Genomic DNA, 12,429 nt, shown 5'->3' with positions numbered 1-12,429 from the left:
CCGGCGCCCCGTCTTGAACGCTCGTGCGCCCCACGTCTGCCACCTGGCACTTTCTCGCCCGGTGGCAGACTGGGCGTATGGGCCAGGCCAGGGAGCATGATCGTGACTGGGCGCAGTACTGGCGCGACCCGGAGCGCCCGCTGGAAGCGATGCGCGCCCATTTCGTCCGGCATGTCTTCCACCGGCACAGCCACGACGCGTACTCCTTCGCGGTCACCGAGTCCGGCGCCCAGCGCTTCCGCTGCCGGGGCGGTGACCACACGAGCGCCGAGGGCATGGTGATGGCCTTCAACCCGGACGACCCGCATGACGGCGAAACCGCCGTGGACCTCGGCTTCACGTACCGGATCATGCACATCGGCCCGGAGGTCGTCCGCTCCGTCCTCGACGACGCCGCCGGCCGCAGCACCCCCATGCCGCTGTTCCCCACCCCCGTACGGACCGATCCGGTGCTGCGTGCCGCGCTGTTGCGGCTGCACCCCGCACTGACCGGCGGCGCGGACGCACTCGTACGGGACGAGCGGCTGACGGAGGCGGTCACCGCGATGGTGTGCCGCGGCGCCAGCGGCCCGCTCCGTACGGCGCCGGGCGGCGCGGGGCGCGGCGCGGCGCGGCGGGCCCGCGCGCTGATGGTGGAGACCGCCGCGGAGGACCTCGCCGCCGAGGTCTCCGCCGAGCGGCTGGCGGAGGGCGCCGGATGCAGCCGGTTCGCGCTCTACCGCGCCTTCCGGGCCGAGTACGGGATGTCGCCGAGCGACTTCCGGCGGCAACTGCGCCTGCGCGGCGCGCGGCGCCTGCTGGCCGCGGGCAGCACGGCCTCGGAGGCCGCGGCCGCCTCCGGCTTCGCCGACCAGAGCCACTTCCACCGCTGGTTCGTCCGCTGCTACGGCATCACGCCGGGCGACTTCCGCCGCGCGAGTCCGTCGACGCGATGACCACCGATCGCCTTCGTACGTGGCAGAAGCGTCCACCGATCAACATCACGCGGGAGCGCGTTGGTGAGCAGTTCGCTGGCCGGTAGCTCGGCCCGGTCGATGAGTTCGGGCACTGCGTGCGCGGTGAGGGAGGCCCGTACGGAGGTCCGGGTGACGCCGACGGCACGCGGATCGCGGGGAAGGTGAAAGCGGTACTCGAACGAGGCGACGTCGCCGACGATCGCAGGTGCGGCACAGGTCCGGGCCATGCGAACTCCCGGGGTGAGGGGGAGGTAAGGGGTGGAATCGAGCCGTACGGCGCGCCTCCGCGCACGGTGACGCCCTTGCGGCGGGTGGCATTGCCGCCACTGGCCATACCGGTGCCGAGGCAGCGGGCACGGACGTGGTGACGGCGCGCTTCCGGCTGACCGAAAACCCACTGTGTGAGCGACGAAATACCTAAGGTAGGGGGCCAATGTTGGCCTCTTGTAACCCCGCTCCGTAGAGCTTCCCCGATGTGTGTACGTCGTGGGACTGTGACGGCGCCCATGAGAAGAGGAGTGAGTACATGTCACTCAGGAGCCAGCCGACGGCTCGGCAAGTGCGTTTGGGTACCGAGCTTGAAGCGGCTCCGGGAGCATGCCGGGCTCACGGCTCGCGACGCCGCCCGTCTCATCGCTGTCGATCAGGCGAAGATGACCCACATTGAGGCGGGCCGCATCTCCGTCGGCGATGCCACCGTGCGGTCGTTGGCAACCGGCTACGGAGTCACCGACCATGGCTTGGTCGATGCTCTGGCAGTCATGGCCCTAGAACGGACAGTTGGATGGTGGCGTGCGTACAGCGACCTGCTTCCCCGCGGCTTCCTCGATCTCGCCGAGCTTGAGCACCACGCCTCGTATGTCCGCACCGTTGAGGTCACGCAGATTCCCGGCCTCCTTCAGACGGAAGCTCACGCCCGCTCGGTGTTCGAGAACGGCCTCACTGCCGAGCTGCCCCAACGAGAGCTCGATGCTCGTGTCGCGCACAGAATGGAGCGGCGAGCCGCCTTCCGCCAGCAGTCCGCGTCGCCGCGCTGATCCGGGGAATCAAGGGCGGTCGGTTTGGACATGTCGGCTGATCGTGTACCAATACGGCCACCAGGTGGCCGTATTGGTACACGATGTCGGTCAAGCGTGGTCGCGCGCCCACGCCGCCACCTCATGGCCGGAAGGCGACCGGGGCGGCGAAGGCCGCGCGGCGGGTGGCGCGGCGGAGGGCCTTGAGGACGGTCGCCCCGAGGGTGAGGGTGAGGACGACCGTGAGCAGCGCGCGCGGCAGGTCCCAGCCCAGCGAGGTCGCCATGTTGTACGCGAGGAAGCGGGTCAGGTTCTCGCCGAGCGGGTCGCCCGGTACGAAGGAGATTCCCGAGCCCAGCCCGGCGATGTAGGTCCAGCCCTGGAGGTTCATCACCGCGCCGTACAGCACGGCGGACGCCGCCCCGTAGGCGGCGAGCAGCCACAACTCGCCGCGACCGCGCAGCGTGTCGGGGCCTGGCAGCAGCCCGGCGCCCATGCTGACCCAGCCCATGGCGAGCATCTGGAACGGCATCCAGGGGCCGACTCCGCCCGTGAGGAGGGCCGAGGCGAACATGGAGACCGCCCCCAGGACGAAGCCGAAGCCGGGGCCCAGGACTCGTCCCGAGAGCACCATCAGGAAGAACATCGGCTCCAGCCCCGCCGTACCCGCGCCCAGCGGGCGCAGCGCGGCCCCCGCCGCCGCCAGGACGCCGATCATGGCGATCGCCTTCGCGTTCATGCCGGTGTCCGCGATCGTCGCGACGACGACGGCGAGGAGCAGCGGCAGAAGTCCCGCGAAGAGCCAGGGGGCGTCCTTCGAGTGGGCGAGCCCGGAGGTGGAGTCGGCGAGCAGTGGCCAGCCGAAGGCGACGACACCGATGGCGGAGACCAGCGCGAGCGCGGCGACGGAGCGGGGCCCCAGGCGTACGGCCCGCGCCTGGCGGTCGGTGGTGGTGCCGTGCTCGGCGGGCGTCATTCCGTCACCTCCGAGGCAGGTGGGGTGGGCTCCGCGGTCGCGTCACGCGCGGTGAGCGCGGCCCGTATCTGGGGGACGGTCAGCCAGCGGTGCGGGGCGAGGATCTTGGCGGTCTGCGGCGCGAAGGCGGGCGAGGCGGTGACGACTTCGGAGGCCGGACCGTCGGCGACGATCTCACCCTCCGCCATGATCACGACTCGGTGGGCGAGTTCGGCGGCCAGTTCCACATCGTGCGTGGCGAGGATGATCGCGTGCCCCGAGCCGGCCAGCTCGCGCAGGATGCCGACCAGCCGCGCCTTCGCCGCGTAATCCAGGCCACGGGTCGGCTCGTCGAGGAGCAGCAGCGGGGGAGCGGCGGTGAGGACGACGGCCAGGGCGAGCGCCAGCCGCTGGCCCTCGGACAGGTCACGCGGATGCGTGGCATCCGGCACGTCCGGCAGGAGCCGGGTGACCAGTGCGCGGCAGGTGCCGGGGGCGGCGTCGGCGTCCGTGTCGGCGGCCTCGCATTCGGCGCCGACCGTGTCCGCGTAGAGCAGGTCGCGCGGCTCCTGCGGGACGAGGCCGATGTGGTGGAGCAGTTCGGCGGGCCTGGTGCGGTGCGGGACGACGGCGGTGCCTCCGAGAGGCCCCAGGCGTACGGAACCGGCGGCCGGTTCGTGCATACCGACCAGGGTGTTGAGGAGGGTGGACTTTCCGGCGCCGTTGCGTCCCATCAGGGCGACGGCCTCGCCGCTCCGCACGGTCAGGCCGATGCCGCGCAGCACCTCGGCGCGGCCACGGCGCACGGTGAGCCGGTCGGCTTGTGCGGCGCGCTGCGGTGACGGGGCGGGCTCCGGCGAGGCGGCCTGCTGCGGGGCGTCCGTGACGGTGCCCAGCCGTTCACGCAGCGGGCCCGCCCGGCGCCGTGCGTCCCGTACGGTCAGCGGCAGCGGCGACCAGCGGGCGAGCTTTCCGAGCGCGACGACCGGCGGGTGGACGGGCGAGAAGCCCATCACCTCGGCCGGATCGCCCAGCAGGGGAGGGGCGCCGGGGGCGGGGAGCAGCAGCACGCGGTCGGCGTACTGCACGACCCGCTCCAGCCGGTGTTCTGCCATCAGCACCGTCGTGCCCAGGTCGTGGACCAGCCGCTGGAGCACGGCCAGCACTTCCTCCGCGGCACCCGGATCGAGTGCGGAGGTCGGTTCGTCCAGCACCAGGACCCGGGGGTGCGGGGTGAGCACCGAACCGATGGCCACCCGCTGCTGCTGGCCTCCGGAGAGGGTGGCGATCGGACGGTCGCGCAGCGCGGCAAGGCCCAGCAGGTCGAGCGTCTCCTCGACCCGGCGGCGCATCACGTCGGGGGCGAGGCCGATCGACTCCATGCCGTACGCGAGTTCGTCCTCGACGGTGTCGGTGACGAAGTGGGCGAGCGGATCCTGTCCCACGGTGCCGACGACGTCGGCCAGTTCACGAGGCTTGTGGGTACGGGTGTCGCGCCCGGCGACGGTGACCCGGCCGTGCAGGATGCCGCCGGTGAAGTGGGGTACCAGCCCGGAAACAGTGCCCAGCAGTGTCGACTTGCCGACTCCGGAGGGGCCGACGAGCAGACACAGCTCGCCCTCGGGCACGGCGAGGTCCACACCGTGCAGTGCGGGCTCGGCGGTGCCCTCGTAGGTCACGGAGACCTGCTCGAACCGGATCACTGCGATGCCTCCTCGTGGGACGGCGGCGGGGCGGGGGGCCTGCGGTCCGCTGCGCGGGGTGCGGGTGCGGGTGCGGGTGCGCGGGCGGAGGTGGCCGGTGCGTGAACGTTCCGTCCCGGGCGCGGAGGGGGTGTGGGCAGGCCGGTGGCGTCCGGGGCTGGTGCGGAAGGGCGGCGGGCGGCGTGGGGGCGGCTTGCCGGGAGCGTGTCCTCGGCGTCCGCGCCCGGTCGCACGGGGGTTTCCTGGGACGGGGACGGGGACGGGGCCGGGGCGACGAACGCCGGGAGGAGCCCGAGCAGCAGGGCCGCGGCGGGCCACAGTGGGAGCGGTGGCGCGGCCAGCGGGATGGCCGGCGGGTGGAGGCCCTCCGGGTACTGTCCGCTCGCCCCGATGAGCAGCGCGGCGACCGCCGCCCCGGACCCGGCCACCAGCCAGGCCCGTACTCCCCACACATCGGGCCGGTAGCGGGTGCGTACGCTGCGCCGTCCGCCCAGCCGGAGTCCGCCCAGCGCGGCGGCGACTCCGGCCAGCAGCACCGGCAGTCCGAGACCGGCACCCTCTGCGGCGAGCAGCCCGTACGAGCCCCCGCAGATCCCCAGCAGTCCGCCGAGGGTGAGTGCGGTGGTGGTGTGCCGTACGGCGCGTGGGAGGTGCGCGGTGCGGCCGTACCCCCGCGCGTCCATCGCGGCGGCCAGCGCCACCGAGCGCTCCAACGCGCCCTCCAGCACCGGCAGCCCGACCTGGAGCAGCGCCTTGACGCCCCGGTCGCTGCGCCCGCGCAGACGGCGGGCGGAGCGCAGCCGCTGCACGTCGGCGACGAGGTTCGGTGCGAAGGTCATCGCGACGACGACGGCGACCCCCGCCTCGTACAGCGCGCCGGGCAGCGACTTGAGCAGCCGCGCGGGGCTCGCCAGGGCGTTCGCCGCGCCGACGCAGATGAGCAGCGTGGCGAGCTTCAGCCCGTCGTAGAAGGCGAAGAGCATGCCCTCGGCGGTGACCCGGCCGCCGATCCGCACGCCCTGCGCCCAGTCGGGGAGCGGCAACTCGGGAAGGGTGACCAGCACATGGCTGCCGGGGATGGGGGAGCCCAGGAAGAAGGCGAAGACCATCCGGATCAGCAGCACGAGCAGCCCGAGCTTGAGGAACGCGCCGTACGAGCGCGCCCAGGGCGCGTCCGTACGGCGGGCGGCGACCACATAACCGGCGACCGCGATCAGCAGGGCCAGCAGCAGCGGATTGGTGGTGCGGGACGCCGCCGTGGCCAGTCCGAGTGCCCACAGCCACCAGGCACCGGCGTGCAGCGCACCGGCACGGGTCGCCTCCGGCGCGCGCAGCCGCCGTGCGCGGTCTCGGGAGCGGGCGGGGGCCGCGAGCGGCACGTCGCCTGCCGTGCCTGCCGTTGCCTTCGTGCGCCGCGAGGTCACGCGGTCATCCGCGACGGCGCCGCGACTGCCAGACCGCGCCGGCCGCCAGGAGGAGCACCGCGCCCGCTCCGGCGGCGACGCCGAGGCCCGTCGGCAGGCCGCCGCCGTCACCGCCGCCGTCACTCGCGGCGGAGTCGTCCGGCGATCGCGCGTCCTGCTTCCCCTGCGCGCCGTCCGCGCCGTCCGCGTCCTTGCCGGAGCCCGAGACCTGTTCGCCGCAGCCCGACTCCGGGTAGCCCGCTATCGCGCACAGCAGCGCGTCGGAGCTGTAGCGCAGCGGCTTCACCTCGGCGGCCAGCGCGTCGGCGGCGGAGGCGTCGCCGCCGACCCGTGCACAGGCCGTACGCGCCTCCGGCGGCTGTTCGCCGGAGCGTGCGTCGGCTGCCGTGCCGAAGTCGACGACCAGGGCGATCCGTTTGCTGCCGGACTTCTCCGGCGTATCGGCGCATATCGCGTCGAAGTCGGCCGCACCACGCGGCTTGGCCGCGTCCGCGGAGTCCTCGCTGACGGAGAAGCGGAAGCCGACAACCGCGCCGTCGTCCGGACGCAGCAGGGATGGGCCCTGGGTGGCGTACTTCCAGTCGTCCTGCTTGCCGTTCTCGGATTTCTCGCTGCTCTGCTGCTCCCAGAAGGACCAGTAGCGGTACCCGTCCGCGTGGGCGGGAGTGGCGGTGAGGGCCAGCAGGCTTCCGAGCAGACCCGCCACCAGCGAGAATCTGGCGGCGCCGCTCACAGGCCCTGCCGCTTCCGGCGGCTGGAGAGCAGGAAGCCGATTCCGGCACCCGCCGCGAGCCCGGCGCCGATCAGGGAGAAGGTCAGGACGGTGCTGTTGTCGTCGTCGTCCTTGCCGTCATCGTCGCCCTCCTTCGTGGCTGCCGCGGTCTCCTCCGGTGTGGCCACCTTCCTGGGGGTGGGGCCGGTTGCGTTCAGCCGCTTGACCAGGTCCGTACCGCCGAAGTCGCGGGGGTCGGCGCCCGCCGCCCGGGAGGCGAGGACGAGGCTGCCCAGCGCGGCCGGGTCCGCCTTGGACTTGTCCCAGTCCGCCGCGTGCTTCTCCAGCCAGCCGAGTGTCGCGCGGGCCTCGTCGCCGTGGCCGCCCGCGGCCAGCGCGATCACGGCGTCGGCGGTGTTGCCGTAGTCCGGCTGGTCCTCGGCACCAGGGGTGACGGAGTCGAGGTGGTGGTCGTTCTTCTCCAGGACGTCCGCGAGGTAGGCCGCGGCGGCCTCCGCCGCGTCTTCCGGCTCCTCGGCGCCGCCCTTGCCGCCGTCCTTGTCGTCTCCGCCGTCGTTCCCGCCGCACTTGAGCGGTTCGGGGCTTTCCTCGTCGTCCTTCTCCAGCGGTTCGACGACGAGTCCTTCGTCGAGCCCGGCCAGCGCAGCCGCGGCGGTCGCGTCGGCGTTCGGGGCCAGTGCGCCCTTCTTGTCCGGCTGGTAGGCGAAGGCGCCCCGCTCGGCGGCTTTGGCGTCACAGCGGAGCTGGAGGCCGGCCAGCGCGTCGAAGGGCGTATTGTCCTTTTCCGAGACCGTTTTCGACGCGTCCTGGCCGACTGCCGCGAAGGCGCCGATCACGATCGAGACGGAGTTGGCGTCCGAGGGACTTCCCGGGTTGTACCCCCAGCCGCCGTCCTCGTTCTGGACGGACTCCAGCCAGCTCACGGATTTCTCCACGGCTTTGCTGTGCCCGCCCAGCGCCGCCAGTGCCTGCACCGCCGCCGCCGTGGCGTTGATGTCCGCCGGTGTCTGCTTGCCGCACTTCTCGCCGGGGTCGGCACGGTAGGCGGCGAACGAGCCGTCCGCGCACTGCTGGCCCAGGAGCCACTTCTCGCCCTCGGCCCCGGGGGTGACGCCCACGGTGTCCTGCGCCAGCAGGGCCACCGACTGCCGCCACACACCGTCGTACTTCGGGTCACCCTTGCCGTACAGGCCGTCGTCGTCACCGGCGGCGGCGGGCGCGGCGAACGCGACCGGGGACACCGCTGCTGCCGCTGCCGTACACAGCACGGTGGAGGCGGCGAGGACCGCGGCGCTTCGGCGCAGATACATGACGGGTGCCTTTCGGTGGAGACGGGACGGCACGCAGCAGACACGGCCGCCCCGTCGCGCGGCAACACTTCACGCGGCGGCACACCCGGCTCAGCTCCGTATACCTCGACGGTGCCGGAGCCACGGCTCCGCCCTGCGGCGGGAGCGCGGCTCCGAAAGCCTGCCTGCGACCGGGGGCTCCGGCTCGGGTGTCCGTGCGCGCGCTGCGGCAGGGCGCGCTTCGGCCACCATCACGGTTGCGGGTCAGCGCCGGATTCGCACCGGCTTCTCCCGATCGAAGGCATTCGATTCGCTGCCCACCTTAGCGGGCCCGCCTCCGGTGCTCCTACGCGCTGACGGCGACCGCGGCGAGGACCGCCCCTCGGACGATCCGGGGATGACGCTGCGCTGCCGCTGTGCGCTCGGGGCCATTCCGCCGGGCCCGCGGCAGCGGTCTCACCGCGGCTCGATGACGCGGAGCGGGAGCTGACCGTCGCGATCGCCCTCGTGGTGCTGCACGTCCCGGCGCCGTCGGTCAGGCGCTGAGGGCCGCCGCGCGTGCGCCCCGCCGCGTGCACCAGGTCGTAGGCCCCCGGTACGTCACCCGCGTACGCGATCCGGTGGTGCCGCCCGTGCAGGAGAGGTCGGCGGGGTGTCCTGCTCCAGCGCGAGGACCGCGAAGGTGGCCAGCCAGTGGTCGGTGGTGAAGTCGCCGGAGACCGTCGCCGGGAGACCGGCCGCCAGGTGTGTGTCCGCCGCCGAGGTGAGCGCGGCGAGGCGCGGGTCGCCGTCGGGGAGGGCGTGGGCGAGCCCCCGCAGGGCGGCGGCGCGGCTGAGGCAGAGTCCCAGCAGGTGCCCGATCTGGGGGTCGGAGGGGTCCGAGACCCGGGGCGGGGTGAGGAACGCGCTCGGTTCGCTGGAGAGTTCGGGAAGGAAGACCGTGAGCCAGCCGGCGAAGTCCGGCCCGGGGAGGACCCGGCGCATCGCGTCCGCCTCGCAGAGTGAGGGGGAGAGGAAGTCCTGTCCCGACGGCTCCCAGCGGAGGGACGGGCCGCGGTCCGCGAGGAACCACTCCCGCAGTTTCTCCTGGCAGGGCTCGATCAGCTCCGGCACCCCGGCCTGTTCGGCGCTGTCCAGGATCAGCCCGAGGGCGAACGCGCTGTTGGCGTGCGTCCCGTGCCGTACGGGCCAGGTGGCCCGGGGCAGCCAGGACAGCAGGAGTTCGGCCACGGTGAAGCTGAGCGGTTCGAGGGCGGTGAACCAGCTTTCGGTGCCGAGCGCCTTGCTCTCGGCGGCCAGCGCCAGCGACCACGCCCAGCCGTAGGGCCGTTCGAAGCCGGGGTGGGCGCGGACATAGGCGCATTCGGTGGCCAGCGCGCGGGGGGTGAGGTGGGTGTCCAGCGCGCTGGCGACCGCTGCCGCGTCGGCTCGTCCGACGCGGTCGGGGTAGCGGCGCAGCATCCGGAGCAGCAGCCAGTGCATGTGCACCGAGGAGTGCCAGTCGTAGGCCCCGTAGAACGCCGGGTGACAGGTGCGAGGTGGGACCAGGTCCTGGGGGCCGCGGAGCAGGTGGGCGGGGGAGTAGGGGTATTCCCGGGTGATGTTGGCGAGGGCCAGCCGGGTGTAGGTGTCCGCGCGTGCGGCCAGCGCGGCGCTGCGGGGCGGGTTCCGGCTCCCGGTGCCGCCTGGGGCGGCGTGCGGTTCGGTGCCGGATGAGGTGAGGTGTCCGATGTCGCTCAATGTGTCGCTCCGCCCGGCAGCCGGAGGTCAGTTGTGCGGCTGACGGCCGTGGTGAGGATCGCGCCGAGGCCGGTGGCGATGTCGGCCAGCGACATCGAGGGTGCCGCGCCGTCCACCACCTGGTGCGTGGCGTACGGCACATGCACGAAACCCCCGCGCAGGGCCGGGCGTTCGGTGGCGATGAGATGCGCGAGCCCGTAGAAGACGTGGTTGCACACGAAGGTGCCCGCTGTTTGGGAGACGGCGGCGGGGAGGCCCGCCTCCCGTACGGCCGCGACGCAGGCCTTCACCGGGAGGCTGGCGAAGTACGCGGCGGGCCCGTCGTCGGCGATCGGTTCGTCGACGGGCTGGTGGCCCGCGTTGTCCGGTATGCGCGCGTCGTCGACGTTGAGGGCGACGCGTTCGACGGTGAGACCGGTGCGGCCTCCGGCCTGGCCGACGCAGAGGACGAGAGCCGGGTCGGCCTCCCGTACGGCCGCGCGCAGCTCGTCGAGGGACCTGCCGAAGACGCAGCTCAGCTCGACGGCGGTGATCTCGACCCCGTCCGGCGGCTGTTCGGCGAGCAGCCGGACCGCCTGCCAGGAGGGGTTGGCCGCCTCGCCGTCGAACGGCTCGAAGCCGGTGACGAGGACCCTGGAAGTGGAGGATTCAGCGGACACGGGGCACCTCTAGAAGGCGAAGAAGTAGATGAGGGCGATGTTGCATCCGAGCAGCGGGATGGCGGTCGGCACCTGGGCCTTGATCGGGCCGTACTGGTCCTTCAGTTCCAGCAGTGCGGCGGGCACCAGGTTGAAGTTCGCGGCCATCGGGGTGCAGAGCGTGCCGCAGAATCCCGCGAGCATGCCGATGGCCAGCACTGCGGCGGGGTTGCCGTCCATCTGCTCGATCAGTACGGGCCAGCCGACGGCGGCGGTCATCACCGGGAAGGCCGCGAAGGCGTTGCCCATGATGAGGGTGAACACCGCCATGCCCACGCAGTAGAGCGCGACGGCTGCCAGCCGCTGCCCGTCGGGCAGCACCGACTCGGTGATCTTCCCGACCTGGGTGCCGACCCCGGCCTCCTGGAAGATGGCGCCGAGCACGGCCAGCAGCTGCGGCAGCAGCAGTGCCCAGCCCATCGACTCCAGCAGGCCGCGTCCCGCGTGCACCGGCACGCTGATCCTCCGCTCGCGCAGTACCCACATGCCGACGCCGAGGCCGGCCAGCGCACCGAGGCCCAGCCCGAGGATCGTCTCGCTGCCGTCCTCCAGGACGGGTTCGCCCCCGATGCGCACCTTGTCGACGAGGGTGGCGCAGACAACCGCGACCAGCGGGACGGTGAGGGCGGGGAGGAAGAGCTTGTTGCCCCAGCGGGCCGCGAGGGCCGTGCGCTCCTTCTCGTCGGTGGTGCGCGGCACGCCTTTGCCGGTGAGGCCGAAGCCGCCGACACAGATCATGACGAGGACGGCGACACCCAGCGGTTCCGCGGGCGCTGTCTTGTCCGTGACCCAGCTGCTGTAGATGAAGCACGCGCCCAGCAACCCCCAGAAGACCGTGGAGCCAAGGCGCTTGGGGTTGCTGCGGTCGACGGACATCTGCAGTGCCATCAGCAGGAACACCCCGCCGACCAGCCAGAAGAACCATTCGGACTGGATCATGTGACCTTCTCCTGGGCTGCGTTGCCGCCGTCGTGGGCGGTGAAACCGGCGTTGGAGGCGGCGAGTTCGCGCTCCAGCGTCCGGTCCAGGCGAAGCAGCCGCGCACCGTGGATGAGGAAGGCGCAGACGGCGCTGGGGATCGCCCACAGGGCGAGTTGCAGCGGCTCTAGATGGGTGTCGTAGGTGCTGTTGACGAAGCCGGTGATCAGCAGGATGGAGCCGACGGCCAGGAAGCAGTCCTCGCCGAAGAAGAGCCCGACGGTGTCCGAACCGGACGCGTGTGAACGGACCTTCTCGCGCAGCCGCTCCGGCAGCGGGCGTCCGCCGTTCTGCCGCTCGGCGGCGGCCTCGGCCATCGGGGCGATCATCGGGCGCACGCTCTGCGCGGGGCCGCCGATGGTCTGCAGGCCCACGGCTGCGGTCAGCTGGCGCAGGAACAGGTAGAGGGTGAGGAAGCGCCCGGTGGTGAGCTTGCCCAACTTGCCGATGAGGGTGCGGGCCTGCTGCTGGAGGCCGTTGCGCTCCAGCAGTCCGATGACGGGCAGGGTGATGGCGAAGATCGTCACCGAACGGCTGGAAGCGAAGCTGTCACCGAAGGTCCGGAGGATCTCGACGGGTGAGAGCTTTCCCAGCAGTCCGGTGACGATCCCGGCCACTCCGACCACCAGCAGGGGGTTGCGTCGTGTGGCGAATCCGAGGACCACCACGAGGACGCCGAGCAGAACGATCATGTCGCCTCGGCCTTCCGATGTACGAGCAGTTGCGCCTCAGGGGTACGAGAAGCGAATTGCTGGGAGGCTAGAGGATTGTTCAACGATCCGACAAGAGTGTTACGAGGAGTGATGCGGAATCGATTGGTGTCGTGTCGTCCCGGGGTGCCTCTGGCCGTCCTTGGCCGTACCGGTCGTCCTGAGACCGTCCCGGGTGAAGTCCCGGGCGCAGTCCTGGGCCAGCCGTGCCGTGAGTCGCGGGCGGG

Annotated in this window: 12 protein-coding genes and 1 riboswitch; of the genes, 2 read left to right on the top strand and 10 right to left on the bottom strand. The window is 72.4% G+C overall.

Going from position 1 to position 12,429, the window contains the following annotated elements; genetic code table 11:
* Positions 1-77 precede the first annotated feature (77 nt).
* Entirely contained in the window at positions 78-935 is an 858-nt protein-coding gene (locus tag LHJ74_RS09870) for an AraC family transcriptional regulator (protein WP_260217526.1), read from the top strand.
* Here the strand turns inward: LHJ74_RS09870 and LHJ74_RS09865 are convergent.
* Complete coding sequence (locus tag LHJ74_RS09865; protein WP_260217525.1) at positions 884-1,183, bottom strand: hypothetical protein; 300 nt, start codon at positions 1,181-1,183, stop codon at positions 884-886. The two genes, LHJ74_RS09870 and LHJ74_RS09865, sit on opposite strands and share 52 nt — an antisense overlap.
* 351 nt (positions 1,184-1,534) lie before the next feature.
* Here LHJ74_RS09865 and LHJ74_RS09860 point away from each other — a divergent pair, with 351 nt between their 5' ends.
* Positions 1,535-1,993, top strand: coding sequence for a Scr1 family TA system antitoxin-like transcriptional regulator (locus LHJ74_RS09860; RefSeq protein ID WP_260217524.1), 459 nt, complete (start codon positions 1,535-1,537; stop codon positions 1,991-1,993).
* Positions 1,994-2,114: 121 nt separating this feature from the next.
* On the opposite strand, the gene LHJ74_RS09855 is transcribed toward LHJ74_RS09860, so the two are convergent.
* From LHJ74_RS09855 to LHJ74_RS09815, 9 genes are all read right to left on the bottom strand, one after another.
* Positions 2,115-2,948 carry an ECF transporter S component gene (locus LHJ74_RS09855; RefSeq protein ID WP_260217523.1) on the bottom strand — a complete coding sequence of 278 codons (834 nt, stop codon included), beginning with the start codon at positions 2,946-2,948 and terminating at the stop codon, positions 2,115-2,117.
* Positions 2,945-4,630 (bottom strand): ABC transporter ATP-binding protein, encoded by a 1,686-nt coding sequence (locus tag LHJ74_RS09850; RefSeq protein WP_260217522.1) that lies wholly within the window; start codon positions 4,628-4,630, stop codon positions 2,945-2,947. Before LHJ74_RS09850 ends, LHJ74_RS09855 begins: the two co-directional genes overlap by 4 nt.
* Positions 4,627-5,964, bottom strand: coding sequence for an energy-coupling factor transporter transmembrane component T (locus LHJ74_RS09845; RefSeq protein WP_260217855.1), 1,338 nt, complete (start codon positions 5,962-5,964; stop codon positions 4,627-4,629). The genes LHJ74_RS09850 and LHJ74_RS09845 overlap by 4 nt, the downstream gene beginning before the upstream one ends.
* Before the next feature lie 94 nt (positions 5,965-6,058).
* Positions 6,059-6,760, bottom strand: a complete 702-nt coding sequence (locus LHJ74_RS09840; RefSeq protein ID WP_311203277.1) for an SCO2322 family protein — start codon at positions 6,758-6,760, stop codon at positions 6,059-6,061.
* Between the two features lie 23 nt (positions 6,761-6,783).
* Positions 6,784-8,097: an SCO2321 family membrane protein gene (locus tag LHJ74_RS09835; RefSeq protein WP_260217520.1), complete on the bottom strand. Its 1,314-nt coding sequence runs from the start codon at positions 8,095-8,097 to the stop codon at positions 6,784-6,786.
* Between the two features lie 151 nt (positions 8,098-8,248).
* Positions 8,249-8,391, bottom strand: a riboswitch (cobalamin riboswitch).
* 285 nt (positions 8,392-8,676) lie between these two features.
* Positions 8,677-9,723 (bottom strand): DUF2891 domain-containing protein, encoded by a 1,047-nt coding sequence (locus tag LHJ74_RS09830; RefSeq protein ID WP_260217854.1) that lies wholly within the window; start codon positions 9,721-9,723, stop codon positions 8,677-8,679.
* An 89-nt stretch (positions 9,724-9,812) separates the two neighbouring features.
* Positions 9,813-10,475: a pyroglutamyl-peptidase I gene (pcp, locus tag LHJ74_RS09825; RefSeq protein ID WP_260217517.1), complete on the bottom strand. Its 663-nt coding sequence runs from the start codon at positions 10,473-10,475 to the stop codon at positions 9,813-9,815.
* Between the two features lie 9 nt (positions 10,476-10,484).
* Positions 10,485-11,453, bottom strand: a complete 969-nt coding sequence (locus LHJ74_RS09820) for a DUF979 domain-containing protein (protein WP_260217516.1) — start codon at positions 11,451-11,453, stop codon at positions 10,485-10,487.
* Entirely contained in the window at positions 11,450-12,184 is a 735-nt protein-coding gene (locus LHJ74_RS09815; RefSeq protein ID WP_260217515.1) for a DUF969 domain-containing protein, read from the bottom strand. The genes LHJ74_RS09820 and LHJ74_RS09815 overlap by 4 nt, the downstream gene beginning before the upstream one ends.
* Positions 12,185-12,429 lie beyond the last annotated feature (245 nt).

Origin of the sequence: Streptomyces gossypii, assembly GCF_025165795.1 — a bacterium.
Taxonomy (GTDB): domain Bacteria; phylum Actinomycetota; class Actinomycetes; order Streptomycetales; family Streptomycetaceae; genus Streptomyces; species Streptomyces gossypii.
This window is presented reverse-complemented; position numbering and strand designations above follow the sequence as displayed.

What these genes read in the sequence shown, in the direction of transcription:
- LHJ74_RS09855 (WP_260217523.1), bottom strand. Translation starts at nt 2,948, where the DNA reads ATGACGCCCGCCGAGCACGGCACCACCACCGACCGCCAGGCGCGGGCC.
- LHJ74_RS09820 (WP_260217516.1), bottom strand. Translation starts at nt 11,453, where the DNA reads ATGATCCAGTCCGAATGGTTCTTCTGGCTGGTCGGCGGGGTGTTCCTG.
- LHJ74_RS09835 (WP_260217520.1), bottom strand. Translation starts at nt 8,097, where the DNA reads ATGTATCTGCGCCGAAGCGCCGCGGTCCTCGCCGCCTCCACCGTGCTG.
- LHJ74_RS09870 (WP_260217526.1), top strand. Translation starts at nt 78, where the DNA reads ATGGGCCAGGCCAGGGAGCATGATCGTGACTGGGCGCAGTACTGGCGC.
- LHJ74_RS09865 (WP_260217525.1), bottom strand. Translation starts at nt 1,183, where the DNA reads ATGGCCCGGACCTGTGCCGCACCTGCGATCGTCGGCGACGTCGCCTCG.
- LHJ74_RS09815 (WP_260217515.1), bottom strand. Translation starts at nt 12,184, where the DNA reads ATGATCGTTCTGCTCGGCGTCCTCGTGGTGGTCCTCGGATTCGCCACA.